Annotated in this window: 22 protein-coding genes, 1 tRNA gene and 1 other RNA gene; 21 read left to right on the top strand and 3 right to left on the bottom strand. The window is 62.9% G+C overall.

The features are described 5' to 3' along the window. The first annotated feature begins 36 nt into the window (after nucleotides 1-36). The 9 genes from FGL65_RS00975 (at nucleotide 37) to FGL65_RS00935 (ending at nucleotide 9,480) form a co-directional block, all read left to right on the top strand. Nucleotides 37-621, top strand: a complete 585-nt coding sequence (locus tag FGL65_RS00975; RefSeq protein WP_147819004.1) for a LysE family translocator — start codon at nucleotides 37-39, stop codon at nucleotides 619-621. 21 nt (nucleotides 622-642) lie between these two features. After that, nucleotides 643-1,224: a LysE family translocator gene (locus tag FGL65_RS00970; RefSeq protein ID WP_147819002.1), complete on the top strand. Its 582-nt coding sequence runs from the start codon at nucleotides 643-645 to the stop codon at nucleotides 1,222-1,224. A gap of 33 nt (nucleotides 1,225-1,257) precedes the next feature. Further along, complete coding sequence (locus FGL65_RS00965) at nucleotides 1,258-1,845, top strand: LysE family translocator (protein ID WP_147819000.1); 588 nt, start codon at nucleotides 1,258-1,260, stop codon at nucleotides 1,843-1,845. A gap of 184 nt (nucleotides 1,846-2,029) precedes the next feature. Further along, nucleotides 2,030-2,791, top strand: coding sequence for a phosphate ABC transporter ATP-binding protein PstB (gene pstB / locus FGL65_RS00960; RefSeq protein ID WP_147818998.1), 762 nt, complete (start codon nucleotides 2,030-2,032; stop codon nucleotides 2,789-2,791). Nucleotides 2,792-2,800: 9 nt separating this feature from the next. Next, a complete protein-coding gene (gene phoU / locus FGL65_RS00955; RefSeq protein WP_147818996.1) occupies nucleotides 2,801-3,466 on the top strand; it encodes a phosphate signaling complex protein PhoU in 666 nt (221 codons plus the stop codon). Between the two features lie 374 nt (nucleotides 3,467-3,840). Beyond that, nucleotides 3,841-5,574 (top strand): 30S ribosomal protein S1, encoded by a 1,734-nt coding sequence (locus FGL65_RS00950; RefSeq protein ID WP_147818993.1) that lies wholly within the window; start codon nucleotides 3,841-3,843, stop codon nucleotides 5,572-5,574. Between the two features lie 9 nt (nucleotides 5,575-5,583). After that, the gene (gene sppA, locus FGL65_RS00945; RefSeq protein WP_147818991.1) at nucleotides 5,584-6,468 is read left to right on the top strand and encodes a signal peptide peptidase SppA; all 885 of its coding nucleotides are present in this window, start codon (nucleotides 5,584-5,586) and stop codon (nucleotides 6,466-6,468) included. 182 nt (nucleotides 6,469-6,650) lie between these two features. Further along, nucleotides 6,651-7,997, top strand: coding sequence for a response regulator (locus FGL65_RS00940; protein WP_147818989.1), 1,347 nt, complete (start codon nucleotides 6,651-6,653; stop codon nucleotides 7,995-7,997). Between the two features lie 580 nt (nucleotides 7,998-8,577). Then, nucleotides 8,578-9,480, top strand: coding sequence for a tetratricopeptide repeat protein (locus tag FGL65_RS00935; protein ID WP_147818987.1), 903 nt, complete (start codon nucleotides 8,578-8,580; stop codon nucleotides 9,478-9,480). 125 nt (nucleotides 9,481-9,605) lie between these two features. On the opposite strand, the gene phrB is transcribed toward FGL65_RS00935, so the two are convergent. From phrB to FGL65_RS00920, 3 genes are read right to left on the bottom strand one after another with little or no spacing between them, the layout of a single operon-like run. Further along, nucleotides 9,606-10,961: a deoxyribodipyrimidine photo-lyase gene (gene phrB / locus FGL65_RS00930; RefSeq protein ID WP_147818985.1), complete on the bottom strand. Its 1,356-nt coding sequence runs from the start codon at nucleotides 10,959-10,961 to the stop codon at nucleotides 9,606-9,608. A 32-nt stretch (nucleotides 10,962-10,993) separates the two neighbouring features. Further along, nucleotides 10,994-11,809, bottom strand: coding sequence for a glycerophosphodiester phosphodiesterase (locus FGL65_RS00925; protein WP_147818982.1), 816 nt, complete (start codon nucleotides 11,807-11,809; stop codon nucleotides 10,994-10,996). A 19-nt stretch (nucleotides 11,810-11,828) separates the two neighbouring features. Further along, nucleotides 11,829-13,259 (bottom strand): sigma-54-dependent transcriptional regulator, encoded by a 1,431-nt coding sequence (locus tag FGL65_RS00920; RefSeq protein WP_147818980.1) that lies wholly within the window; start codon nucleotides 13,257-13,259, stop codon nucleotides 11,829-11,831. Between the two features lie 173 nt (nucleotides 13,260-13,432). Between FGL65_RS00920 and FGL65_RS00915 the strand changes: the two genes are divergently transcribed. The 12 genes from FGL65_RS00915 to FGL65_RS00860 all read left to right on the top strand — a co-directional run bounded on the left by FGL65_RS00915 (nucleotide 13,433) and on the right by FGL65_RS00860 (nucleotide 25,626). Then, entirely contained in the window at nucleotides 13,433-15,502 is a 2,070-nt protein-coding gene (locus tag FGL65_RS00915) for a glycosyltransferase (RefSeq protein WP_147818977.1), read from the top strand. Further along, on the top strand, nucleotides 15,502-17,163 hold the full coding sequence (locus FGL65_RS00910; RefSeq protein ID WP_147818975.1) for a glycosyltransferase family 2 protein: 1,662 nt from the start codon (nucleotides 15,502-15,504) through the stop codon (nucleotides 17,161-17,163). Before FGL65_RS00915 ends, FGL65_RS00910 begins: the two co-directional genes overlap by 1 nt. Before the next feature lie 80 nt (nucleotides 17,164-17,243). Then, on the top strand, nucleotides 17,244-18,011 hold the full coding sequence (locus tag FGL65_RS00905; protein WP_147818973.1) for a YkgJ family cysteine cluster protein: 768 nt from the start codon (nucleotides 17,244-17,246) through the stop codon (nucleotides 18,009-18,011). A 78-nt stretch (nucleotides 18,012-18,089) separates the two neighbouring features. Further along, nucleotides 18,090-18,581 (top strand): D-glycero-beta-D-manno-heptose 1-phosphate adenylyltransferase, encoded by a 492-nt coding sequence (rfaE2, locus tag FGL65_RS00900; protein WP_147818971.1) that lies wholly within the window; start codon nucleotides 18,090-18,092, stop codon nucleotides 18,579-18,581. Nucleotides 18,582-18,617: 36 nt separating this feature from the next. After that, a tRNA-Ile gene (locus FGL65_RS00895) sits at nucleotides 18,618-18,693 on the top strand. A 172-nt stretch (nucleotides 18,694-18,865) separates the two neighbouring features. Beyond that, nucleotides 18,866-19,867 (top strand): Nif3-like dinuclear metal center hexameric protein, encoded by a 1,002-nt coding sequence (locus tag FGL65_RS00890; RefSeq protein WP_147818970.1) that lies wholly within the window; start codon nucleotides 18,866-18,868, stop codon nucleotides 19,865-19,867. A gap of 32 nt (nucleotides 19,868-19,899) precedes the next feature. After that, on the top strand, nucleotides 19,900-20,634 hold the full coding sequence (locus FGL65_RS00885) for a zinc ribbon domain-containing protein (protein WP_147818968.1): 735 nt from the start codon (nucleotides 19,900-19,902) through the stop codon (nucleotides 20,632-20,634). A 44-nt stretch (nucleotides 20,635-20,678) separates the two neighbouring features. Further along, nucleotides 20,679-21,040: RNase P RNA component class A (rnpB, locus tag FGL65_RS00880), an RNA gene on the top strand. Between the two features lie 63 nt (nucleotides 21,041-21,103). Further along, complete coding sequence (gene ispD, locus FGL65_RS00875; RefSeq protein ID WP_147818966.1) at nucleotides 21,104-22,294, top strand: 2-C-methyl-D-erythritol 4-phosphate cytidylyltransferase; 1,191 nt, start codon at nucleotides 21,104-21,106, stop codon at nucleotides 22,292-22,294. Between the two features lies 1 nt (nucleotide 22,295). Then, a complete protein-coding gene (locus tag FGL65_RS00870) occupies nucleotides 22,296-23,189 on the top strand; it encodes an aq_1923 C-terminal domain (RefSeq protein ID WP_147818964.1) in 894 nt (297 codons plus the stop codon). Nucleotides 23,190-23,223: 34 nt separating this feature from the next. Next, a complete protein-coding gene (gene cysS / locus FGL65_RS00865; protein WP_147818962.1) occupies nucleotides 23,224-24,681 on the top strand; it encodes a cysteine--tRNA ligase in 1,458 nt (485 codons plus the stop codon). A 111-nt stretch (nucleotides 24,682-24,792) separates the two neighbouring features. Next, a complete protein-coding gene (locus tag FGL65_RS00860; protein ID WP_147818960.1) occupies nucleotides 24,793-25,626 on the top strand; it encodes a TatD family hydrolase in 834 nt (277 codons plus the stop codon). The last annotated feature ends 10 nt before the right edge of the window (nucleotides 25,627-25,636 follow it).

The following is a 25,636-nucleotide window of genomic DNA, read 5'->3' as shown; positions in this document are numbered from 1 at the left end:
TTTCGGCCGCAGGACCGGAGCCAGCAAGGAGACGTTATGTTCACGATGCCCTTTATCCTTTTTGTTATCGCCATGACCGGCACGCCCGGTCCCGGCAACCTGACTCTCATGGCCATCGGCCAGGCCACCGGTTTTCGTAGCGCCCTGCCGTTTTTGGCCGGGACCACCTCCGGTTTCTTCTGTCTCAATCTGGCCGTGGGCTTCGGGCTGGGGGAGTTGTTCGTTGCCTCGCCCGCCCTGAACGCGGTCATGAAGGTGCTGGGCACGGCCTATATTCTGTATCTGGCCTGGAAGGTGGTGCGCCTGAACATCGACGCCCCGGAAATGGCTCGGCAATTCCTCTTTCGGGACGGCGCGCTCATTCATCCCTTCAGTCCCAAGAGCTGGGCCATGTCCGTCGTGGGCTTTTCCCAGTTCAGCGATCCCGCCGCACCGCTGTTGCCCCAGGTCGTGGCCTTTGTGTGCATCTTTTTCGTGTTCCAGCTTTCGTTTCACTGCCTGTGGTGCGCCGCCGGGGTCTGGCTGGTTCGTCTGTTGCGCTCGGTCCGTATTCGCGTGGCGGTCAATTGCACGGTGGCCCTGCTCATGGTGGGGGCCACCATGCACGCCCTTTTGCTGTAATCACATTTTCAGGAGATATTTATGTTCACGATGCCCTTTGTCCTTTTCGTCATCGCCATGACCGGCACGCCCGGTCCCGGCAACCTGACCCACATGGCCATCGGCCAGGCCACGGGTTTTCGCAGCGCACTGCCGTTCCTGGCCGGGACCACCTTTGGCGCGGTCAGCCTGGATACGGCCGTGGGCTTCGGCCTGGGCGAGGCGCTCATGGCCTCGGAGACCGTGGCCATGGTCCTCAAGGTGGTGGGCATGGCCTACATCCTGTACCTGGCCTGGAAGGTGGTGAACCTCACTGTGGACGCTCCCGGCGAGGTGAAGCGGTTCACCTTTCGGGACGGCGCGCTCATCCATCCCCTGAGCCCCAAGAGCTGGGCCATGGCCGTGGTCGGGTTCTCCCAGTTCAGCGACCCGGCCGCGCCGCTTGTGCCGCAGGTGGTCACCTTTGTGCTCACCTTCATGTTCTTCCAGGTTTCCTTTCACAGCCTGTGGTGCGTGGCCGGGGTCTCCCTGGTGCGCGTGCTGCGTTCGGACCGCGTCCGCGTGGCGGTCAACTGCACGGTGGCCCTGGTCATGGTCGGCGCGACCCTGCGGGCGTTGCTGTAGCGCATCGAACCATTATGGATTAACGAGGCTCCTATGTTGAATTACCCGTTCCTGCTTTACGTTTTCGCCGTCACCAGCACGCCCGGCCCGGGCAACCTCGCCCACATGGCCGTGGGCCAGACCCTGGGCCTGCGCAAAGCCCTGCCGTTCTGGGCCGGGACCGCCACCGGGCTCGTGTTCACCAACATCGCGCTGGCCTTCGGACTGGGCGAACTGCTCATGGCCTCGGAGACCGCCTTCACGGTCATCCGGGTCTGCGGCACGGCCTACATCCTGTACCTGGCCTGGAAGGTGGTGCGCATGAACATCAATCCGCCCGACGCATCCGAGCGCAGCTTCGCCTTTCGCGACGGGCTGCTCATCCATCCGCTCAATCCCAAGGGCTGGGCCGTTTCCGTGGTGGGCTTCGCCCAGTTCAGCAATCCCGACCTGCCCCTGACTCCCCAGTTCCTGGCCTTTGCCGCCACGTACACGGTCTCCCTGGTCTTCTTCCACGGCCTGTGGTGCGTGGCCGGGGCCTCCCTGGTGCGGCTGCTGCGCTCGGACCGCGTTCGCGTGGCGGTCAACTGCACGGTGGCCCTGGTCATGGTCGGCGCTACTCTGCGGGCGCTTATGGGGTAGGGCTGAAGCGCCGGAACAGGGTTCATTGACCGCTTTATCCGTCCCAAGGTCTTGCCGCCCCTCTCTGTCACGCAATCGTAACAAACGGGTCATGGGCCTGTAACGACCGGGGGATACTCAGGGTGGATCAAGGAACGCGGACGCTCCCGTTGCGTCCGCAAGATTTTCACCGACGGAGTAAAGCATGGGAAATGCCATCAAGGTGGCTTCCAGGAACCTGAATTTCTACTATTCGGATTTCAAGGCTCTTGAAGACATCACCATAGAATTCGAAGAGAACCAGGTCAGCGCGCTCATAGGCCCGTCCGGCTGCGGCAAATCCACCTACCTGCGGTGCATCAACCGCATGAACGATCTCATTGCCGGAACCCGGGTCGAGGGTCAGATGACCCTGGACAACGAGGATATCTACGCCAAGGGCATCGACGTGGTCTCCCTGCGCCGCAGGATCGGCATGGTCTTCCAGAAGCCCAACCCCTTTCCCAAGACCGTGTTCGAGAACGTGGCCTACGGTCTGCGGGTCAACGGCGTGAAGGACAAGCTGTTCATGGAGACCAGGGTGGAGGAGGCCCTCAAGGGCGCGGCCCTGTGGGACGAGGTCAAGGACCGCCTGCACACCTCGGCCCTGGGCCTTTCCGGCGGTCAGCAGCAGCGCCTGTGCATTGCCCGGGCCATGGCCGTGGAGCCCGAGGTGCTGCTCATGGACGAACCCGCCTCGGCCCTGGACCCCATCGCCACCCAGAAGATCGAGGACCTGATCCACGAGCTCAAGAAGAACTACACCATCATCATCGTCACCCACAGCATGCAGCAGGCGGCCCGGGTTTCGGACCGCACCGCCTTCTTCTACATGGGCAGGCTCATCGAGGTGGACAACACCAAGGCCATGTTCACCAAGCCCAGGAACAAGCAGACCGAAGATTACATCACCGGCCGGTTCGGCTAAGGAGGATATATGGAGCAGAGAGCTCATTTCACGAAGAAGCTTGAGGAACTCAAGCTCATGGTGCTGCGTATGGCGGCGCTTTCCGAGACGGCCGTGCACAGGGCCATCAAGTCTTTCCTTGAGGGCGACAGCGACCTGGCCGAGGATGTCATCCAGGGCGACTGCGCCATCAACGACCTGGAGGACGACATCGACAATTTCAACCTGGAGCTCTTGGCCCTGGACCAGCCCATGGCCATTGACCTGCGCACCATCATCGGCTCGCAGCGCATCACCGTGAACCTGGAGCGTCTGGGCGACGAGGCCGTGAACCTCTCCCACCGCGCCATCTTCCTCAGCTCCCGGCCGCCCCTGCCCTTCAACCCCATGCTGGAGGAGCTGGGCAACGTGGCCAAGCAGATGCTGGCCGATTCCCTGAAGGCCTTTGTGGACGGGGACGTCGCCCTGGCGCATCATGTCTGCCGCACCGACGACACCGCCGACTCCCTCAATGTCCGCATCCTCAAGGAGCTTATCGGCGACATGGTCCGCGAGTCCCGCATCGTGGAGCGCGGCGTGCACTGCATCATCGCGGCCCGCCACCTGGAGCGCGTGGCCGACCTGGCCACCAACATCGCCGAGTCCGTGGTCTTCGTGGTCGAGGGCGACAGCATGAAACACCAGTGCCGCGGCTAGTTCGCCGGTATAATTGAGAAAAAAACGAACGAAAACAGGCTGACGGCGAAACCGCCGTCGGCCTGTTCGCGTGTTTTCTATCGGAACATGTCAAAATCGTTGAAAAAGACAAATAACAAGTCTTAAATGGAGAAAACGGTTTACAGGGGTGGCTATTTCGGCTACGCAAGTGATTCTTTATAGTCTGTTCAAGCTGTTCCGCCTTGCGGAGCGGCGCTAAAACGGGCGTTACGGCTGCGGTATCGGTCCTTTACGGGGCCGGCCACACCAAATGGGAAACCCGGACCTCGGAGCGGTGGAACCATTGGACGCGGACTGCAACCGATCACATATACGCTAAATACTTTGTCCGAGGACCATGTTGGAGGTTAACCATGGAAAAAACCGCAGAAACTGTTGAATCCCAAGAAATGGAAATGAGCTTCGAGGCCGCCCTCGAGGATTATCTCAATTCCGATTTCGGCGACCTGGACGAAGGCACCATCATTTCCGGTGAAGTCGTCAAGGTAGGCAAGGATCACGTTCTCGTCGACGTCAACTTCAAATCCGAAGGCCAGATCCCCGTATCTGAATTCGCCGATGCCGAAGGCGCTGTCAGCGTCCAAGTCGGCGACAAGGTCGATGTCTTCGTGGTCAACAAAGACGAAGCCGAAGGCACCATCCACCTGTCCCGCGAGCGGGCCAAGCGGATGCAGCTTTTCGATAAACTGGAAGCTTTCCAGGAAGAGGACGGCGTCGTCACCGGTCGCATCATCCGCCGCATCAAGGGCGGCTACACTGTCGATCTCGGCGGTGTCGAGGCATTCCTGCCCGGCTCCCATGTCGACCTTCGCCCGGTTCCGGATATGGACGCTCTCGTGGATCAGGAATACGAATTCAAGATCCTCAAGATCAACCGCCGCCGTTCCAACGTCATCGTTTCCCGCCGCGTCCTGCTCGAAGAGCAGCGCGCCGAGCAGCGTGAAAAGCTCCTCGAAACCCTCGAGGAAGGCCAGATCGTCACCGGTAAGGTCAAGAACGTCACCGAATACGGCGTGTTCATCGACCTGGGCGGCCTCGACGGCCTGCTGCACATCACGGACATGTCCTGGAAGCGCATCAAGCATCCCAAGGAAATGGTCCAGCTGGGCGACGATCTCGAACTGAAGATCCTGAACTTCGACAAGGAAGGCCAGAAGGTCTCCCTGGGCCTCAAGCAGCTCGTTCCCGATCCGTGGGAAAACATCGCCGAGAAGTACCCCCAGGACGCACGTTACACCGGTACCGTCACCAATCTGGCCGACTACGGTGCATTCGTGGAACTGGAATCCGGCGTGGAAGGCCTGGTGCACATCTCCGAGATGTCCTGGACCCGCAAGCTCCGCCACCCGTCCCAGATGGTCAAGGTCGGCGACGAAGTGGACGTCATCGTCCTCGGCGTGGATCAGGACAAGAAGCGCATCTCCCTGGGTATGAAGCAGGTCAGCCCCAACCCGTGGGATGTGGTTGCCGAGAAGTACCCCGAAGGCACCGTGCTTGAAGGTTCCATCAAGAACATCACCGAATTCGGCGTGTTTATCGGCATCGAGGAAGGCATCGACGGCCTCATCCACGTTTCCGACATCTCCTGGACCAAGAAGATCCGCCACCCGTCCGAAGTGTACAAGGTCGGCGATTCCGTCCAGGCCAAGGTGCTCACCGTGGACAAGGAGAACGAGAAGTTCACCCTGGGCGTCAAGCAGCTCACCGAAGACCCGTGGACCCAGGTCCCGGCCAAGTACCCTGTCGGTCAGCTCGTCACCGGTGTCGTGACCAACATCACCGACTTCGGTCTGTTCGTTGAAGTGGAAGAAGGCATCGAAGGCCTGGTTCACGTTTCCGAGATCAGCCGGAAGAAGATCAAGAGCCCGTCTGAAATCTTCAAGGAAAACGAAACCATCGAAGCCAAGGTCATTCACGTTTCCGCCGACGAACGTCGTCTGGGCCTGTCCATCAAGCAGACCCAGGAAGAAGAGCCCCGCAAGCCCAAGAGCTACGGTTCCGCTCCTTCCGAAACCGCGAACACCACCCTCGGCGACCTGCTTCGCGAGAAGCTCGAAGCCGCGAACTCGGAGGAAGAGTCCGAGTAAAGAGGATAAATGGAAGCCAAGCTTCGTTTTTCCCAAAAACACCCCTTCCTTTTTGGGGTACTCTTGATAGTCATGGCCGTGGCCCTCATTGCGGGGGCCATGGCCTTTTTCGGTTTGCCGTCCGGGGGCTTCGCCTTTTCCGGGACCAAGCTGGGCCAGGCCAACGTCTACGGGCCCATCATGGATGCGGACCCTGTCGTGGATTGGCTGAACACCCTGCGCGGCGACGACTCGGTCAAGGGCGTGCTTCTACGCGTGGATTCCCCGGGCGGGGCCATCGCCCCCTCCCAGGAGATCTACCAGGCGGTCAAGCGTCTGGCCGAGGTCAAGCCCGTGGTGGCCTCCTTCGGCACGGTCGCGGCCAGCGGGGGTTACTATGTCTCGGCCCCGGCCACCAAGATCGTGGCCAACCCCGGCTCGGTCACGGCCAGCATCGGGGTCAAGGCCGAGTTCATCACCTTTGGCGCGGCCCTGGAAAAGCTGGGCGTCAAACCCGAGGTGCTGGCCACGGGCCGGTTCAAGTCCGCGGGAACCCCGCTCAAGGACCTTACCGAGGCCCAGCGCGAACAGATCCTGGGGCTCATGGGCGACATGCAGGACCAGTTCGTGGCCGACGTGGCCGCGGGCCGCAAGATGCATGAGGAGGAGGTGCGCGCCATTGCGGACGGCAGGGCCGTCACCGGCAAGCAGGCCCTGGTCTACGGACTGGTGGACCGCCTGGGCGGGCGCGAGGACGCCATCGAGCTGCTCAAGGAGCTGTGCGAGATCACGGACAAGGTCCCCCTGGTGGAAGGGCCGGTGGAGGAAAAAAGCCTGCTCGAGGAGCTGATCGGTATCCGCACCGTGGAATTACAGAACATGCTTTCTGCGCCTGGATGGATTTTTTCCTACTAATACAAAGCAATATGTTGTAGAAAAGCCGCAATGCTCCATGGTGGGATTGCGGCTTTTCTTATAATGGAGCTGTGACCATTTTATGGGTACCAACGTAAATAGGGCTGACGCCTGCCTCGACACGGTTGGTTTCCACGATACAGCGCGGCGATGACCCGCCGCCAAAGCCGACAAGGGGAGCAATGAGCAATACGGGAATGTACGATCGCATCGTGCACGACTACATCGAAAAGGACGGAGGCATCATCGTCCTGTTGTCCGAGGACAGCCTGTTCCAGCGGACCCTGCGGTCCACGGTCACCAAGATCATCGGCAGCAAGAAGGATTGCCTGTCCTTTTCCGGCAGCACCAGTTCCGCGGTGAAGACCGTCAAGAAATGCCAGGAGAGGGGCATTCCCACGGTCGTGTTCGTGGAGCGCATCCTTTCGGGGAAGCCCAGCACGGATTTCATCATCGCCATGAAGAATCTCATCCCCGAGCTCAAGATCATTGTGCTCGTGGGCGAAACCCGGCGGGAGAACATCGCCTATTTCTACGAGCTGGGCGTCAACAACGTCATTTCCAAGCCCGCCTCCATGAACAACATCATCGAGAAGCTGGCGTTCACCATCAAGCCTCAGGGCAAGCTTTCCGAGCTCATGTCCGAAGGCAAGATGCTCCTGGCCGAGGGCGATTACCAGGGCGCCCTCAAGGTCAGCACCAAGATTCTCAAGATCAAGCCGGGCAGCCCTGCCGGGCTCATGCTTGCCGGGGACTGCCACCTGGAGCAGGGCGAGCGCGACAAGGCCATCCGGGCCTATCTCCAGGCCCATGAGAGCTCCCGCCTCTACCTGGAGCCGCTCAAGAAGCTGGCCAACGTCTACCAGGACGTGAACGAGAACGAGCATCTCAAGTACCTGAAGAAGCTCGACCGCCTCAGCCCGCTCAACACCGAGCGCAAGTGCGAGATAGGCGCGGCCCATATCCGGCGCAAGGAAATGGACATGGCCGAAAAGTATTTCGACCAGGCCATCGACACGGCCACCCAGGAGGCCATGAGCCTGGTTTCCGGAGTTGCCGAGCGCATTGCCGGCACCGTGGCCGAGTCCTCGCCCAAGATGTCCGAGAAGTATCTCCAGAAGGTGCTGGAGACCAAGGGCGCCAACCTTTCCAAGGACGACATCACCACCTTCAACAAGCTGGGGATCGCCCTGCGCAGCCAGGGCAAGTGGCGCGAGGCCATCGATAACTACAAGCACGCCCTGCAGATCTCGCCCGAGGACGAGGGCCTGCATTTCAACATGGGCCTGGCCTACCGCGACGGCGGCGAACGGCGGAAGGCCCTGGAATGCTACGAGCGGGCCCTGGATTTCGGGCCGGACCTGTACAAGGCCAGCGCCAACGTGGCCATACAGTTCGGGGACCTGTACGCCGAGGTCAAGCGGTTGGACGATGCGCTCAAGTTCTACTCCACGGCCGTGGAGATGAGCCCGGACAATCGGACGGCCCGGGACAAGCTGGCCGCCGTGCAGAAGCTTCTCAAGGGCTGACGCCCGCCCTCCTTTGGATCTTTCAAGGCCGCTCCTTTCGGGGCGGCTTTTTTCGTGTTTTCCGGTGCGCGAAAGACACTTCTGTGGCATGATGGGGCCAGGTGTTCCATTGCAACCGGGAGCGGACCATGAAGAACGAATATCTCGTCAAGACAATGAACGAGTTCTTCGAGGAGGAGAAGGGCGTGGCCCTCGTCCTGTCCGAGGACAAGGTCTTTTTCCGCACCCTGCGTTCGGCCATCCACCGGGTGGCCGGGTCCAAACGTGACTGCCTGCACGGTTTCAGCAGCCGCCAGGCCGCCCTGCGCATGGTGGAGAAGTTTTCCAAGGAAAAGGTCCCCCTGCTGGTCTTTGTGGAGCGCATGGTCAACGAGGAGCCGAGCACGGACTTCATCCTGGTACTGACCAAGAAATACCCGAATCTCAAGGTCATCGTGCTGGCCTGGGAGGTCAAGCGCGAGGTCATTGCCTATTTCATGGAGCTGGGCGTGGCCAACGTCATCTGCAAGCCCGCCTCCATGAACAACATCATCGAGAAGATGGCCTTTGCCCTGAGTCCCCCAGCCAGCTCGGCAAGCTCATGGACAAGGGCAAGACCCTGCTGGAGGGCGGGCAGTACGCCGAGGCCCTGGCCGTGGTGGACCAGATTCTGGCCATCAAGCCGGGTAGCCCGGCCGGGCTCATGCTTCAGGGAGACATCCACCTGGCCCAGGACCAGCGGGACGCGGCCCTGGATTCCTACATGGCGGCCCACCATTCCTCGGAGATGTACATCGAGCCCATCAAGCGGCTGGTCAAGGCCCTGCGGGGCATGAACAACGACCTGGCCCTGGAGTATCTCAAGAAGCTGGATTTCCTCAGTCCGCTCAATCCGGAGCGCAAGGCGGATATCGCCTCGGTTTATTTGGAAAAGAAGGACCTGGAGCACGCCGAGGAGTACTTTGACAAGAGCATCGAGGTCATGGGCAGGGAGGCCCGGTCCCTGGTGGCCTCCATGGCCGACCAGATTGCCGAGGCCGTGGCCCAGGTCTCGCCGGTCATGGCCGAGAAGTATCTCAAGACCGTCCTGGAATCCAAGGCCTCCAAGCTGGACAAGGGGGACATCCATACCTTCAACCGGCTGGGGATCGCCCTGCGCAGCCAGGGCAAGTGGCGGGACGCGGTGGAGAACTACGAGCAGGCCTTGCGCATTTCCCCGGAAGACGAGGTCCTGCACTACAACCTGGCCCTGGCCTATCAGGACGGCCGCGAGTTCCGCAGCGCCCTCAAGAGCCTGCAGAAGGCCGACGACCTCAACCCCCAGCTGTACAAGGCCAGCGACACCGTGGCCACGAACTTCGGCAACATCTATCTGGACTCCGGCGGCTACGACAGGGCCGAGGAGTACTTCAACCTGGCCCTGGACATGAACCGGCACAACCGGCGCGCGGCCAGGGGGGTGGAGATGACCCGGAAGATGCGCAAGCGCTCGGGAAAATTTTAGCTGGCTGATGAAAACAGCTCGTCGTCGCTGCGAGGCAATCGAATCCTCGCGTATGGTTTCAGACGCTCCGGTGTCGCTTTGTTCCGGCCCCCTGCAATCAAGCCATTCTGATCAGCCAAAGCGTGCTAGTCTTTTTGTGGATTGCCCAGGTGCTCGTCGATGTATTCCCGGATCCGGAATTTCGACTTGGCCCCGTTGAAGCTCATGTAGCGGATCTTGCCGAACACGGGGCGCTCCTTCCAGGCCCGGTCGTGTACCCCGCCGATGGACCAGGCGATTCCCGTGTAGCCGTTGGAGTCACGTCCGTCGAGCTGGTAGCGGTCGTTGAGGGCGATGCAGACCCGCATGGCCCTGTCCGGGCTCTCGGTCCATTCCAATATTTTTTTGGCCCAGTACATGCGCATGTACCCGTGCATGTGGCCGGTGCGCACCATTTCCGCCTGGGCCGCGTTCCAGAGCGGATCGTGGGTCAGGCCCCGCTCCAGCTGTTCGTCGCTGTAGAGGTGGGGCCTGGGATCGTCCGCGTGCTCGGCCAGGGTGGTGGAGGCCCAGTCCGCAAAGCAGCGCGTGCTGTCGTATTCCGGCTCGTGGTAACAGAAGTTGTCCGAGAGCTCGCGGCGCACGATGAGTTCCTCCAGGTAGCTGTCCTTGGAGTCCTTGTCCGCATGGGCCGCCAGCACGGAAAGGGCCACGCGCAGGGAGGAGATCTGCCCGAAGTGCAGGTAGGGGGAAAGCCGGGAGACCACCGGGTCCGTGGGCACGTTGCGGCCCTTGCCGTACCGGTTCAGCCTTGTTTTGATGAAGGTGTCCAGGGCCCTTGTCGCGGCCGCGCCGCCCGGAACGAATGCCGTGGACTCGGGGCCGGGCCGGGAGGCCAGAAAGCGGTCCACTTCCTCCCAGGTTGCCGTGGCGGGCAGTTTCTCCAGCGCAACGGGGTGGGGGAGTAGTTCGGGCGGCTCCACCAGGAAGTCGGGCAGGAGCCGGTGCACCTTGGGCCGCATGGTGCGGGCCGCGTATTCCCTTTTGTCCGAGGCGGTCCAGCAGGGAACGATGTTGCGGCTGTCTGTCTCGAAGATGTCCATGTCCAGGTCGCTGCAAACATCGCTCACCCAGCCGCGCTTGAGCCGCAGCGCGTCGAAGTCCGTGACCAGCGCCGCCGCTCCAAGCTCCCGGGCCAGTTTCGGGATGGCCGCGGGCGGATCCCCCAGCCGGAGCAGGAAGGGGATGTTCTTTTCTTCCAGTTCGGCGGCGGTTTCGCGCAGGCCCGCGCAGAGAAAGGCGAACTGCCGGCGTCCGGCCTCCAGGAACCCGGGGGCCAGGGCATAGGCCACGCACAGGGGCTGGCGGCGTTCCATGGCCAGGGATTGGGCAAAGAGCAGGGCCCAGTTGTCCCGGGCGCGGTGCTCGCGGTGCATCCAGTAGACCACCGGTCCGGGGCGTTGCGCCCCCTGCCGGATCTGTCTCGTCCTTTGTTCGGGCATGGCTTTTTGTAGCAGAAAGATCGGGTGCGCGGCTACATGCGCTGTGGAAAATCCGTGATGATGGCCTTGGCCCCGGCCCGGATGAACATCCTGGCCCGGTCCATGTCGTTGACGGTCCACAGGTTCACGAACAGTCCCGCCTCGCTCAGCTCCCGGACCAGCTCGGGCGTGGTGATGCGGTGGTCCGGGTGGTAGGCTGCCGCGCCCAGGGAACGCAGGTAGTCCACCAGGTTTTCCGGGTGCTGTTCTTCCTGCAGGGCGGCCGTGGGAATCCCCGGCGCGAGTCGCTTGGCCTGCACCAGGTAGTCGTGGTTGAAGGAGGAGAGCAGGAGCAGGTGCGCGGCCCGGGCCTCGTGGACGAGGTCCAGCACGGCCCGGACAATGGTGTCGTGCCCTGCATGGCCGGTCTGGTCCTTGATCTCCAGGTTCATGGGCAGGTTGTGGCGCACCGTGAAGTCCAGGGCCTCGCGCAGGGTGGGGATCACTTGCGCCCGGATGGCGGGGTGGTCGCTTTCGGGAACCTCTCCCGAGGCCACGGTGCCGTATGGGTCGGCGGCCAGGAACCAGGAACCCGCGTCCAGGGTGCGCAGCTCGGCCAGGGTGAAGTGGTGGATGTCCCTGCGGTCCCGGAATTCCGGGTGCCCGGCAATGTCCGTGGTGCGCTCCAGGGTCTCGTCATGAAAGATCGCGATCCGGCCGTCGGCGGTCATGTGCGCGTCGGTTTCCCAGCAGCGCGCGCCGCAGTCCACGGCCTTTTGTGCGGCCATCAGGGTGTTTTCCGGCGCAAGGGAGCGCGCCCCGCGATGGGCGCAGGCCAGGCCGGTTTCGGGCAGCAGGTCGAAAAACACGGGGCTCCTCGGGCCGGACTCAGACGTCGAGGCCCTGCTTCTTGTATTCGTTGAGCTTGTTGCGCAGGGTGCGCACGGAGATGCCGAGCAGGTCCGCGGCGCGGGTGCGGTTGCCTGCGGTCTCGTCCAAGCTTTTGAGGATGAGCTTCTTCTCCATCTCCTGCAGGGGCATGACCGAAAGGGCCTCGTCCATGCTGGACGGCGGCGGGGCCTGGGCCGCGCACTGCTGGGCCTCCTCGATGGCGCTCATGTCGTCCGGTTCCCATTCGCCCTCTTCCATGAGGAAGTGGGATCGCTGGATGGGGCCGTCGCCCGCCAGGAGCACGGCGCGCTCCATGAGGTTCTGGAGTTCGCGCACGTTGCCGGGCCAGTCGTAGCCCGTGAGCCATGCCTTGGCGTCCTCGGTGAAGGGCAGGCGGCCCAGCCCGTAGGCGGCGCAGTATTTGTTCACGAAATATTCCGCCAGGTTGACGATGTCATCGCCCCGTTCCTTGAGGGCCGGGAGCTTCAGGGGGATGACGTTGAGGCGGTAGTAGAGATCCTGCCGGAACTTGCCTTCCTTGACTGTTTCCTCGATGGCCCGGTTGGTGGTGGCGATGACCCGCACGTCCACCTTGACGGTCTCCACGCCGCCCACGCGGTCGAATTCGGATTCCTGGAGCACGCGCAGGAGCTTGGCCTGCAGGCCCAGGTCCATTTCCGTGATTTCGTCCAGGAGGATGGTGCCGCCGTCGGCCAGCTCGAATTTGCCCAGCTTGCGGTTGATGGCCCCGGTAAAGGCGCCTTTTTCATGGCCGAACAATTCGGATTCCAGCAGGTGCTCGGGCAGGGCCGCGCAGTTGATGGCCACGAACGGCGCATCCTCGCGGTTGCTGTTGTGGTGCAGGTAGCGGGCGAACATTTCCTTGCCGGTGCCGGATTCGCCGGAGATGAGCACCGTGGCCTTGGACTGGGCCACCTTCCTGGCCAGGGCCAGGACGCGCAGCACGGCCGGGTGCTGGCCGATGATCTGAAATTTGCTGTTGGACGAGGGCGCGGCGGCCGGGGCCTGCGGGCGCGGAACGGGTTCCGGTTCGGGGGCCGCTTCCGGTTCCGGGGCCTGCTCCGGGAGCACCAGCTTGATCTTTTCCCAGACCAGCGGTTCTATCCAGTAGTCCCGGGCCCCGAGCTCCAGGTATTGCTGGGCCTCCTCGGCCGAGCCCGTCTTGGAAAAGATGATGACCGGAGGAAAGGATTCGTCGTCCTGAGCCTGCTCCAGCAGGGCCTTGGCGTCGAACCCCTGCATGCCGGGGCGGGAAAAGATGAGCAGGGGGTTGGACTTCCTGATGAAGCCCAGTGCGCCGTTGAGATTGTCGGCAAGGCCCGCCTGCACGCCCACTTCCCTGAGCGTCGGGAAAATGCCCGTGACGGATTGCGGTTCGGCAATGAATAGGATCGTTCTGTCCGACATGATCATTTCTATTAGCCACAAGCGGAATATATTTCAATAATTTTAGCGTGGCGGGTCCGGGGCGGGCCGTCTTGCCCCGGGACTCCCCATCTGGTACCACTACGGGACCCTGTTTTACGCGGGGAAAAACGACACGAAACCGCGTTTTTCGGCGGTTTAAAGAGAGATATATCATGTTTCGCAGGAGTGTTCCTGTACTCTGCTACCACGCCCTCGGCGTTGCCGGCGGGCATACCCTCGACCAGTTTCGCGAGCACCTGGACGCCATCACGGATGCGGGCTACCGCACCATCACCGCCCGGGAGCTTCTGGCCGTCACCCGGGGAGAGCGGCGCATCGACGGCCGGTCCGTGGTGCTGACCTTTGACGACTGTCATCTGAGCAACTGGCTGCACGCCGTGCCCGAGCTGGAAAAGCGGGGCATGACCGGCGTGTTCTTCGCCCTGACCGATTTCACCCGGCCGGGCGCGGTGCGCACCCTGGAGGATGCGCCCGAGCTGCTGTCCATGCCCGATGGATTTCGCGCCGCCCATCTGGACCGGGACTGCGCCCAGTTCATCAACGAATCCGAGATCCGGGCAATGGTTGACAAGGGCATGGAGGTTTACTCCCACGGGGCCCGGCACCAGGGATGCTTCGTGAACCTGATCCCCCGCGAGCCCGTGGGCGACCCCAAGGCGCATTGGGCCGCCTCCTGCATCTATCCGGCCCTGAAACAGGGCTGGCCCATGTTCCGGGTGGGCAGCGCCTATGCCCACAACGGTTTCTGGCCCGAGCTGAGCAACGGGGACGAACCGCTGTTCCGCATCAGGAGCGAGGCCCAGCGCAGGGAATTCTGCCGCAAGGACTTTGCCCGGAGCATCGAGCGCATGCGGGAGCTCAACCGGTGCAGCGAGCAGCTTTTCTGCTGGCCCTGGGGCCAGTTCGATCCCCTGGCCGAGGAGGAGCTTCGCAAGGCCGGGTTTGCCGGGGCCTTCACCCTGGAGCGTTGGGCCAATACCAAGGGCACGGATCCCTATCGGATCAATCGTTTGGGAGTGGGGTTGAGCAAGGACGGCAAATGGGTGCGCAACCGACTGCGCATGTACGGCAACGAGGCCGCGTCCCGATTCTTTTTCAAGCTGTACCGCAAGCGGCCGGAACCGCGTTCCGTCCTTTACGCCACGGACACGCTGAAGGTTTCGGGCGGGGCGCGCCAGATGGTCAACAACGCCAAGGCCATGGCGGACATGGGGCTCAAGGTGCACGCCATGATCACGCCAGAATCCCATCTCAATGGAGAACTGGAACGTATCGGCGGCGTGAACATCATCCATTTCAACAAGTTCCGCAATTCACTCAAGGGCGCGCGTTTTCTCAAGGAAGTGGTTGGGGAGCACGGCATCGACGTGGTCCACTCCTTCCACAACCGGCCGTACAAGATGGGCGTTCTGGCCCGGTTGATGGGCGCACGGTTCAAGCATTTCATCAATCGCGGGGTCATTTCCAAGCCCAACTCCATCTTCTTCCTGTGGACCGCACTGGCTGACGGGGTCGTCTGCAACTCCCGCAAGTGCTCGGAGGTGCTGGCCAGGCACCATGTGCTGAAGAGCCGACGGAACGTGGTCTACAATGCCTTCACCTCCGCGATCGACAGCGAGCCGCAGCCCAGGAAAAAGCGTTCCACGCGGATTCTCTACGTGGGCAACATTGCTCCCACCAAGGGATTCGATGTCTTTACCGAGGCCTGCCAGAAACTGTGCGAGGCGGGCAACGTCAAGGATATGGAGTTCGTGGCCGTGGGAATCCTTGACTACATGGCCGAAGACCTGATGCAGAAGCACGGCTGGGCTCTTGCCCGGGAGCGCATGCACATCTGCGGTCCCCTTTCCCACGACCTGACCATGGAACAGGTCGCCGCCGCCGACATGCTCATTGTGCCTTCCCGCCTGGAGAGCCTTCCCAACACCATTCTGGAGGCCTTTGACCGAGGGCTGCCCGTTGTCTGCACCAGGGCCGGGGGCATCCCCGAGCTGGTGCGCGACGGGGTCAACGGGTTTTTGTGCGAGATAGAGGACGCCGAGTGCATTGCCGCGCGCATGCGACAGCTGGCGGACGACCCCGAGCTGCGCCACAGGATGGGCCAAATCAACCGCAAGGTGGTGCGCACCCTGCTGACCACCCGCAACAAGGGCATGAATCTCATGCGCGTGTACATGGGCGAGCGCATTGTCCAGGAACTGCCCATCGAGGAGCTTGACTGATGTCCGCATCCGGCCCGCTGACTTCGTTCTGGGACGCACTGCCCGAACCGTTGCGGGCCAAGCTGCGCCTGGGCTGCACCGGAAAGCTGCATTTGCTGGACATGGCCGGTTGGTGCCTGCGTTCCGGCGCTGCGGCCCTGCGTCCCCTTGCCGCGGATTTTCTGCAGACCGCCCTGGGCGAGAACCCCCTGGACGGGGCCATGGCCCACGAGCTGCTCGGCCTTGAACCTGTGCGGGCAGTTCTGCCCCAGCCGACCCTGGAAACCCTGCGGGCCCTGGCCGACAACTGGCGCAGGCCGGATGATCTTTCCGCCTACGACGCCCTGCGCGCCGGGCGCGATTTTTCCCGGATCCGGGAAGCTATCGACCAAAACCTGGAGCGGGCCCCCGGCAACCTGTTCTGGCGCGAGCAGGCCCTGTTCATGGGCATGGTGGACGGCGACCCGGAATGGACCGCGTCCCGGCTGGACATGGACGGGCCCGAGGGCGCGCAACCCATTTTCAACAACATTCGCGCCCTGTTCGGCAGGCTGCGCCGCGAATGCTACACGGCCGCCCGGCTCACGGAAATGACCGGCGACGCCTTCGGGGTCGCCTACCCGGCGCTCACCTCGGGCCTGTGCCTGCTGGAGGGCGGGGAGCGCGACGCGGCCTCCCTGCTGTTCCTGGACGCATTGGCCCGGGCCCCCTGGAACACCAGCCTGCTGCTGCGCACCCATGACCTGCTCACGGGTGCGGACCTGGCCGTTGCCCCTGTTGCCGGGAGCGTGACCGTGCTGCTCTATTCCTGGAACAAGGCCATCGAGCTCGACGCCACCCTCAGCTCCCTGTATTCCTCGGACCTGGGCGAGGCGCGCCTTTTCGTGCTGGACAACGGCTCCACGGACCGCACCGCCGAGGTGCTCGAATCCTGGCGGCTGCGGTTCGGCGACCGGCTTGCGGTGATCACCCTGCCCGTGAACGTGGGCGCGCCCGTGGCCCGCAACTGGCTGCTGCACCTGCCCGAGGTGGAGCGGAGCGATTTCGTGGTCTACCTGGACGACGACGTGGTCCTGCCCGAGGACTGGCTGGGCAGGCTGGGGGCCGCGGCCCGGGCCTATCCGGACGCGGGCGTCTGGGGCTGCCGGGTGGTGGACCACGCCAACCCCCTGCTGGTGCAGCACGCGGACGGGCACCTGCTGGTGGAGGACGATCCTTCCGGAGGCAGGCTCGACACCTTCACGCCCAACCCCTTCAAGCTTTCGGACCTGTTCCGCCAGGGCATGGATTCCGGTCTGTTCGACTACATGCGGCCCTGCGCCTCGGTCACGGGTTGCTGCCACATGTTCCGCACCCAGACGCTGCTGGAATCCGGCGACTTCGCCCTGCAGCTTTCCCCGTCCCAGTACGACGACTACGAGCACGACCTGCGCCTGGCAGAGGCCGGGAAATTTGCAGTTTACACCGGCCATCTTCGGGTGCGGCACAAAAAGCGCTCCGGCGTGGCCAGCCGCACGTCCGCAGCGGCCGAGGGCAATGCCCTGGCCAACCGGTACAAGATGCAGACCATGCACGAGCGCCGGGATGTCCTGCGGGCGGCAGAAGCCGGGCAGAAGCTGATCGACGCGGATTTGCGGGCCAAGATGGCCGTGGTGGAAGAGAGGCTGGGCTGCGCCTGCTGACCTTGCCAAGGGCCACCGGAAACGGTAGGTCTCGCGGACCCGGATGATTTTCCTTTCACCATCAAGGCCAAGAGTAGAAAATGAGCAAAGACGAAACCAAGGAATTTCTGGACAGCCTGCCGGAACTGAAAAAGGGCGAGAGCTACTGTTTCAAGTGTTATCCCGGCATTTCCTGCTTCAACGAATGTTGCGGCGACCTGAATCTGGTCATGACCCCCTATGACGTGCTGCGCCTGCGCCGCAACCTGGACATGGCCAGCCGCGATTTCGTGCACATGCACTGCGAAACCAGCGTCATGCCCGACACCCGTTTCCCGGTGCTGCGCCTGCGCATGACCGACAACGAGAAGCGCAGCTGTCCGTTCGTGCGTCCCGAGGGCTGTTCGGTGTATCCGGACCGTCCGGGCGCCTGCCGCACCTACCCCCTGGGCCGGGCCACCAGGCCCGACGGCAAGGGCGGCGTGGAAGAGCAGTTCTTCGTGGTCCGGGAACCCCACTGTCGCGGGTTCGAGGAGTCCGACCAGTGGACCTCGGACGAATGGCTCAAGGATCAGGGCTTTGACATCTATGTCCGGTTCAACGACCGCTACATGGGCCTGCTGGCCCGGTTCAAGGAAACCGGCAAGCAGCTCCCGGACCAGATGGTGCAGATGGTCGTGCTGGCCCTGTACCAGCTGGACGATTTCCGGGCCATGATCCGGAACATGCGCGTGTTCGACCGGTTCGAGGTGGACGAAGAGCGCCAGCGGGCGGTCATGGAGGACGACGAGGCCGCGCTCGAATTCGCCTATGACTGGTTGGAACTGATGCTCTTCCGCTCCTGCGAGAATCTGAAACCGAAAGCCTAGCCGTGAAGGGACCGGTTGCCGCGTTGCCGCGCAAGGCCGGGCCTTTTTGAACGGCTGGAAGAATGATAAGGCTGAAACATGCTGCCCGAGAACAAGAAACTGCTGACCATCGCCGAGTTCCAGGAGAGGAGGAAATCTTTTCCCGAGGGCTACAGGCTGGTCTTCACCAACGGGTGCTACGACATCCTGCACCCCGGCCACGTGGACCTGCTGGCCCGGGCCCGCGCCCTGGGCGACGGCCTGATCATGGGGCTCAACAGCGACGATTCCGTGCGCCGCCTGGGCAAGGGCGCGGACCGGCCCGTCAACGGCCAGGAGCAGCGCGCCTTTGTGCTGGCCGCCCTGGAAAGCGTCGATTTCATCGTCATCTTCGACGAGGACACCCCCTACGAACTCATCCGGGCCGTGCGGCCCCAGGTGCTGGTCAAGGGCGGGGACTGGTCCATCGACAACATCGTGGGTCGGGACATCGTCGAGGAGGACGGCGGCGAGGTGTGCAGCCTGCCCCTGTTGGAAGGCTATTCCACCACCTCGCTCATCGAACGCATTCGTTCGGGGCTTGACAAATAGGGGCGAATCTGCATACAGAATTGCGCTCCAAAGCGTGGGCCAGTAGCTCAGTTGGCAGAGCCACCGGCTCATAACCGGTCGGTCCCAGGTTCGAATCCTGGTTGGCCCACCACTTTCTCCCATGCGAAGGAGATATTGAGGAAAATTGGCGCAAAGAACCACACGTCTGAAGCTCTTTTCCCTTGAAGCTCTTGCACCGGTCAAGAGGACAGAAGAAGGCAATGATGCTCCCCCAGGGGATACCCTAGGGGAGCATCTTCTTTTAGGTAAGGTGGTGTAAGCTAATGAAATCTCAAGATTTATTTTCTCTCGTCAGGAAGCTCGCTCCCGAGGAATATCAAAGTTCCTGGGATAATTCCGGCCTTCAGGTGGCCGGAGAGGCGCAGGACTGCCGCAAGGCGGCCGTCTGCCTGGAGCCCACCCCGGACATGGTCGGCCGCTGCCTGGAATGGGGCGCGCAGGCCATCGTCACCCACCATCCTCTGTACATGAAGCCCAAGGCCCCCGTGGGCGGGCAGTATGCCGAGGTCCTGCGCATGGTCATGAAGGCGGGTGCGTGGCTGTATGCCGCCCATACCTCCCTGGACTGCCGCCCGGACGGCCCGGCCTTCTGGCTGGGGAGCCGCCTGGGGCTGGCCAATGCCCGGTTCGTGGAAACCGCCCACGCCTTCACGCCCATGGAGGTCTCCTTTCATGCGGCCAGGCCGCTCACCCGCGAGCAGGCCGAGCTGTGGGCCGACCGGGAGGGCGTGCACAGCGTGTCCCAGTCCGCGGCGGGTGAGGTGCGCGTGGTGGTGGACCGCCCGGTGTGGCCGTCCCTTGCCGCCACCATCGAGTTCGGCATGGACGCGCGTCCCGAGTATTACGTTCGCGCCCTGGAGGCCCCCCGGGAATCCGTGGGCTTCGGCCAGGTGGGCGAACTGCCCGAGCCCCTGGCCTGGGGCGACTTCCTGGCCGAGCTGGCCGGGCTCGTGGACCGCGAGGTGTTCACCATCTGCGGCAGGGCTCCCGAAGCCGTTTCCACCGTGGCCTATTGCGGGGGCTCCGGCTCCTCGCTCATTGACGCGGCCACTCGCGCCGGGGCCGACGTGTTCATCACCGGCGACATGAAGTACCACCCGGCCGTGGAAAGCGAGCTGTGCGTGGTGGATGTGGGGCATTTCGCCCTGGAAGAAGAGATGATGCGCCTGTTTGCCGCGGAACTCGGCGAACGGGTCGATGAATCCGTGGAGGTGCGGTTCTTTGAGGGAACCGAGCCCATGGCATTCCATATATGTGCTAGGTAGGCATTTTTATTAACATAGTAGAGAGGTTAGCGATGTATCAAAAACAGATCGAACAGCTTGTCGTCCTGCAGAGGGTGGATGATGAAATCATTGTTCTCCAGGAAGACCTGACGGCCGCTCCGCGCGAGCTTCGCGCCATGGAAGAGAAGCTGGAGGGCCTGGACGCCCGCAAGGCCCAGGTGGAGGAAAAGCTCGACATCCTCAAGCAGCAGCAGAAAAAGTTGGGCATCGAGATCGACGAGGACGATGCCAAGATCAAGAAGAGCAAGAACAAGCTCATGATGGCCAGCAACACCAAGGAATATCACGCCATGATGCGCGAGATGGACAGCCTGGAAAAGCTGAACCGCATCCGCGAGGACGAGAGCACCGCCGTCAAGGAAGAGCTGCTTCGCCAGACCGCGGCCATGGAGGCCGTGGAAGAGGAGATCGCGGGCGTCAAGGAAGAGTACAACGCCAAGAAGGCCACCCTGGACGAGCGCGTCGCCGAAGCCGAAAAGGCCCTGGAAGGCCTGAACAAGAAGCGCGACAAGGCCTGCAAGGTTGTTCCGCCGCCGATCCTGGGCCGTTACGAATTCATCCGCTCCCGCCTGGAGAACCCGGTCATCGTGCCCGTGGAGGAAGGCGTGTGCTGCGGCTGCAACATCATGATTCCGCCCCAGAAATACATCGACCTGCAAAAGGGCCAGCAGATCCTGAGCTGCCCCAACTGCCAGCGCCTCATCTACTGGAAGGAACACATTCCCGAGGCCGCCAAGGTCAAGTAGAACGGCTTTGACCGAGAGGTCGGCAGTGATTAGATGAAAAGAGCGGAGTTGGACAGGCCATTGCCGCGGCCGCAAGGCCGGGGAGGAAAGTCCGGGCTCCACAGGGCAGGACGCTGGGTAACTCCCAGGGGGAGCGATCCCCGGAAAGCGCAACAGAGAGCAGACCGCCTCCGGATTCGTCCGGGGGTAAGGGTGAAAGGGTGGGGTAAGAGCCCACCGGCGGGTGTGGTGACATGCCCGGCCAGGCAAGCCCCGTCCGGAGCAAGACCAAATAGGAAAGTGTTTGAGGCCGGCCCGGCCGATACTTTCGGGTAGGTTGCTTGAGGCGGCGAGTAATCGTCGCCCTAGAGGAATGATGGCCGCCCCGCAAGGGGAACAGAACCCGGCTTACCGTCCGACTCCGTCTTTGATACATCCCGCTCCGGGAGGCCTTCGGGCCTTCCGGGCGGCCTTATAATCAGGAAAGCGCATGAAACGCAGACTCGACGAAACATGGGCCGTGCTCCTGGCCGCCGGAAGCAGCACCCGCCTGCGGGATGCCGGCGGCGGCGTGCGCAAGCAATACATCGAATACAAGGGCGTGCCCCTGTTCTGGCACTCGGCCCGCACTCTTTCGCGCATCGCGGCCATGAAGGGCGTTGTCTTCGTGTTTCCCGAAGCCGATCTCAAGCACATGCGCCGCACGGTCAAGGACCTGTTCAAGACCGACGACCTGGGCCTGCGCTTCGAGGTGGTCGCGGGCGGCGAGCGCCGCCAGGATTCCGTGCGCCACGGGCTGGAGGCCCTGCCCCGCGAATGCGACGCCGTGCTGGTGCATGATTCGGCCCGGCCCTTTGCCTCGGCATCCATGATCCAGTCCCTTGTGGAGGCCCTGGAGGACGGGGCGCAGGGCGTGGTTCCGGCCATCGAGGTCTCGGACACCATCAAGCGGGTGGACGGCGGCGCCGTGAGCGAGACCCTGGTGCGTTCCGAACTGCGCGCCGTGCAGACCCCCCAGGCCTTCGTGACCGACATCCTGCGCCGGGCCCATGAGCGGGCCGAGGCCGAGGGATGGGACGTGACCGACGACGCCTCCATGGTGGAGCGCCTGGCCGAGGTCCGCATTGTCCCGGGCGAGGCGGCCAACATCAAGATCACCACCCCCGGAGACCTGGAGGCGCTCAAGCAGCCCAGGACCCTGGTCCCCTGCACGGGCTGGGGCTACGACGTGCACCGCTACGGCGGCGAGCGGCCCATGGTGCTGGGCGGCGTGCCCATTGCCGGGGCCCCGCAGATCAAGGCCCATTCGGACGGCGATGTGCTCCTGCACGCGCTCATGGACGCCATCCTCGGCTGCTTCGGCGGCGGGGACATCGGCCGTCATTTCCCGGATACCGATCCCCGCTGGGACGGGGCCGACAGCTCCATCCTGCTGCGCGAGGTCCTGGTCCTGGCCGAAAAGGCCGGGGTGCGGATCGTGCACGCGGACCTGACCGTCATCGCCCAGGTGCCGCGCCTGGCACCCCATGCCGACCAGATAGCCCGGAACCTGGGCCGTCTGCTGGCCCTGGATCCGCATCAGGTCAATTTCAAGGCGACCACCGAAGAAAAGCTCGGTTTCACGGGCGAGAAAAAGGGCATCAAGGCCGTGGCCTGCGTGACCGCCCTCAGGGAGATATAGCGTGAAAAAGTGGCTCCCTCGAATTTCGAAGTTCCTCGTCGCCTTTGTTCTCTTCGTGGTCCTGTTTTACGCGGGCATGCAGTGGTACGTGCACGACACCGTGGAAAAGGGGCTGCAGGAGGCCGTGGAAAAGGTGCCGGACATGGAGCTCAACTATTCCCGGCTGGACGTGAATTTCAGAACCTATGCGGTGACCCTCACCGAGGTGGACCTGCGCAAGGGGGACGAGCGCTTTTTCGCCGACAAGGTGGTCTTTTCCGACTTTGACCAGCGCCACGAGGTCCCCCACGCCATGAGCGTGAAGGCCGACGGGGTGGTCCTGCCCGTGGACGTGCCCCACCTGGGACCCCTGGCCAGCCTGTTCAAGGAGCTGGGCATGGTGGAGCTGCGCGGCGACTGCACCCTTGACTACGCCTTTGATCCGGGCAAGAACGCCCTGCAGGTGCAGGATTTCCGGTTCCGGTCCCCGGAGCTGGGCGACTTCACCTTCAGGGGCGGTTTCGGCGGCGTGAACATCGACGAGTTCCGGCCGGAAAGCCTGGTGGGGCTGCAGATCCTGGGCATGGACATTTCCTTTGCGGACAGCGGACTCATGGACCGCGTCCTGGACGTCTACTCCATGCACCGGAACATGGACCGGGAAGAGGCCCGCGCCTTTGTTTCCAGCGAGGTGGGCAGCCTGGCTGCGGCCGCCAAGGTGCAGGGAAACGAGCAGGCCATGCAGGCCTTCCTGAACCTCGGGGAGTTCGTCAAGGATCCCGGAACGCTGGTGATCAAGGCCACGCCCGAGGAGCCCGTGCCCTGGCTCTATTTCTTCATGGGCCGGGACGTGTTTGAAAGCATCCGGCTGCTGGATCTCCTGGTGGAGTCCCGGGCGGCCGGTGAAGAGCAATAGCGTATAAATCAAAGCGAATATTCGGAGCAGAACAATGAGACTGTACAACACCCTTGCGCGCAAGAAGCAGGAATTCACCCCCCAGAACGGAAACAAGGTCAACATGTATGTCTGCGGCATCACCGCCTACGACCTCTGTCATATCGGCCATGCCCGTTCCAGCGTGGTCTTCGACGTGCTTTACCGCTACCTGCGCAGCAAGGGCTATGAAGTCAATTTCATGCGCAACTTTACGGATATCGACGACAAGATCATCAAGCGCGCCAACGAGCTGGGCAAGGAGTCCGGCGAGATCGCCGAGAAATACATCAACGAGTTCTACGTGGACATGGACCGCCTGGGCGTGCTGCGGGCCGGCGTTGAGCCCAAGTGCACCGAGCACATCCCCGAGATGATCAAGCTCACCGAAGAGCTCATCGGAAAGGGTCACGCCTATGCCGCGGACAACGGCGACGTCTATTTCCGCGTGCGCACCTTCGAGGGCTACGGCAAGCTCTCGGGCCGCAATATCGACGAGCTGGAATCCGGTGCGCGCATCGAGCCGGGCGAGCTCAAGGAGGACCCCCTGGACTTTGCCCTGTGGAAGGGGGCCAAGCCGGGCGAACCTTCCTGGGAAAGCCCCTGGGGCCCGGGCCGTCCGGGATGGCACCTGGAATGCTCGGCCATGAGCGAGAAGTATTCCTCCCTGCCCCTGGATATCCACGGTGGCGGCCAGGACCTGGCCTTCCCGCACCACGAGAACGAGATCGCACAGTCCGAGGCGGCAACGGGCAAGCCCTTCGCCAATTTCTGGGTCCACAACGGGTTCGTGCAGATCAACTCCGAGAAGATGTCCAAGTCCCTGGGCAACTTCTTCACCATCCGGGACATCCTGGCCCAGTTCCTGCCCGAGACCCTGCGCTACTTTCTGCTGACCATGCACTACCGCAGCCCCCTGGACTTTTCCTTCGACGCCCTGGAGGAAGCGGAAAAGGGCATCAAACGCGTGTATTCGGCCCTGGCCCAGATCGCCGTCGAGCTGGAAAAGGCCAACTGGAAGAAGTCCCCGTTCCCCGAGGAAATGGTCAGGGAAATGGACGAGATCGAGGCCAAGTGGCTTGAGGCCATGGAAGACGACATGAACACCGCAGGGGCCATGGGCCAGCTGTTCAACGCCATCCGTCTGGCCGGGCGCATTGCCGAGGACAAGAACCTGCGCAAGGCCGAAGGCGCGCGCGACCTCTGGCAGCGCATCCGCGCCGCGGTGGAGGGCTGGGCCGAGGTCCTGGGCGTGTTTGGCCGCGATCCGCAGGAATTCCTCGCCGAGCTGCGCAACAACCGCGCCGCCCGCAAGGAGATCGACTCGGCGGCCGTGCAGGCCAAGCTGGACGAGCGCCAGGAGGCCCGCAAGAACAAGGATTTTGCCCGTTCCGACGAGATCCGCGACGAGCTGGCCGCCATGGGCGTGGAAGTCAAGGACACGCCGCAGGGCGCTACCTGGGACGTTGCCTAGTCCGGCTTCCATAAGGGCTCGATTGCTGCGTTATCAACTTGACCTTGTGCCTTGCACTCGAACCTTTCTGAACAGCTCATTGAAGAGAAAAGTACTTTAGGAAACAGAACAGTGGCCAAGAAAAAGAAACGCCGGGAGCCCGAATCCCTGGAGCTGGCCCTCGTGGGCGTGGAAACGCACGCCCACTTGGACATGGAGGACTTTGACGAGGACCGCGAAGCGGTGCTGGCCCGCGCCCGTGCCTGCGGCATCGCGTCCGTCGGCAACGTCTTTCTGGGACCGGACGCCTATGACGCCAAGCAACATCTCTTTGAAGGTCACCCCGAGGTCTTTTTTCTCATGGGCGTGCATCCCAACGAGGCCGACGAGCTCACCGACGATGCGCTGGCGCGCATGCGCGAGCGTTTTCAGGACGACCCGAGGCTCAAGGCAGTGGGCGAGATAGGCCTGGATTTCTACTGGGACAGGGTTGCCCCGGAAGTGCAGCGCGACGCCTTTCGCAGGCAGCTTGTCCTGGCCCGGGAGCTGGAACTGCCCGTGGTCATCCATTCCCGCGACGCGCACGAGGCCACCATGGAAATCCTGGTGGAGGAGGGCTTCAGGGACTACCCGCTGCTCTGGCACTGCTTTGGCGGCGACACGGAGCAGGCCCGGGAAATCATCGCCAACGGCTGGCACATCTCTTTGCCCGGCCCGGTGACCTACAAGGCCAACCACGACCTGCACGCGGCGGTTTCGCAGCTGCCCCTGGAGCGCATGGTGGTGGAGACCGACTGTCCGTATCTTTCGCCCGAGCCGTGGCGCGGCAAGCGCAACGAACCCGCCTACGCGGTGTTCACCGCCGAGAGGGTGGCCCTGCTCAAGGGCATCAGCCTCGCCGACATCTGGCGCATTCTGGGCGAGAATGCCCGCCGTTTTTTCCGCCTGGATCAAGACGGCCGATAAGGGCGCATCT

The organism is Salidesulfovibrio onnuriiensis, assembly GCF_008001235.1.
Classification (GTDB): Bacteria; Desulfobacterota; Desulfovibrionia; order Desulfovibrionales; family Desulfovibrionaceae; genus Pseudodesulfovibrio; species Pseudodesulfovibrio onnuriiensis.
Note: the sequence above shows the minus strand (reverse complement) of the source record. Positions and strands in the feature narration are given on the sequence as shown.

Excerpts from the sequence above, each read along its gene's own strand:
- FGL65_RS00915 (WP_147818977.1), top strand. The coding sequence starts at position 13,433 with ATGTTTCGCAGGAGTGTTCCTGTACTCTGCTACCACGCCCTCGGCGTT.
- FGL65_RS00885 (WP_147818968.1), top strand. The coding sequence starts at position 19,900 with ATGTATCAAAAACAGATCGAACAGCTTGTCGTCCTGCAGAGGGTGGAT.
- FGL65_RS00965 (WP_147819000.1), top strand. The coding sequence starts at position 1,258 with ATGTTGAATTACCCGTTCCTGCTTTACGTTTTCGCCGTCACCAGCACG.
- FGL65_RS00890 (WP_147818970.1), top strand. The coding sequence starts at position 18,866 with ATGAAATCTCAAGATTTATTTTCTCTCGTCAGGAAGCTCGCTCCCGAG.
- FGL65_RS00910 (WP_147818975.1), top strand. The coding sequence starts at position 15,502 with ATGTCCGCATCCGGCCCGCTGACTTCGTTCTGGGACGCACTGCCCGAA.
- sppA (WP_147818991.1), top strand. The coding sequence starts at position 5,584 with ATGGAAGCCAAGCTTCGTTTTTCCCAAAAACACCCCTTCCTTTTTGGG.
- FGL65_RS00975 (WP_147819004.1), top strand. The coding sequence starts at position 37 with ATGTTCACGATGCCCTTTATCCTTTTTGTTATCGCCATGACCGGCACG.
- FGL65_RS00940 (WP_147818989.1), top strand. The coding sequence starts at position 6,651 with ATGAGCAATACGGGAATGTACGATCGCATCGTGCACGACTACATCGAA.
- phrB (WP_147818985.1), bottom strand. The coding sequence starts at position 10,961 with ATGCCCGAACAAAGGACGAGACAGATCCGGCAGGGGGCGCAACGCCCC.
- phoU (WP_147818996.1), top strand. The coding sequence starts at position 2,801 with ATGGAGCAGAGAGCTCATTTCACGAAGAAGCTTGAGGAACTCAAGCTC.
- FGL65_RS00920 (WP_147818980.1), bottom strand. The coding sequence starts at position 13,259 with ATGTCGGACAGAACGATCCTATTCATTGCCGAACCGCAATCCGTCACG.
- FGL65_RS00970 (WP_147819002.1), top strand. The coding sequence starts at position 643 with ATGTTCACGATGCCCTTTGTCCTTTTCGTCATCGCCATGACCGGCACG.
- FGL65_RS00935 (WP_147818987.1), top strand. The coding sequence starts at position 8,578 with ATGGACAAGGGCAAGACCCTGCTGGAGGGCGGGCAGTACGCCGAGGCC.
- FGL65_RS00950 (WP_147818993.1), top strand. The coding sequence starts at position 3,841 with ATGGAAAAAACCGCAGAAACTGTTGAATCCCAAGAAATGGAAATGAGC.
- rfaE2 (WP_147818971.1), top strand. The coding sequence starts at position 18,090 with ATGCTGCCCGAGAACAAGAAACTGCTGACCATCGCCGAGTTCCAGGAG.
- cysS (WP_147818962.1), top strand. The coding sequence starts at position 23,224 with ATGAGACTGTACAACACCCTTGCGCGCAAGAAGCAGGAATTCACCCCC.
- pstB (WP_147818998.1), top strand. The coding sequence starts at position 2,030 with ATGGGAAATGCCATCAAGGTGGCTTCCAGGAACCTGAATTTCTACTAT.
- ispD (WP_147818966.1), top strand. The coding sequence starts at position 21,104 with ATGAAACGCAGACTCGACGAAACATGGGCCGTGCTCCTGGCCGCCGGA.
- FGL65_RS00905 (WP_147818973.1), top strand. The coding sequence starts at position 17,244 with ATGAGCAAAGACGAAACCAAGGAATTTCTGGACAGCCTGCCGGAACTG.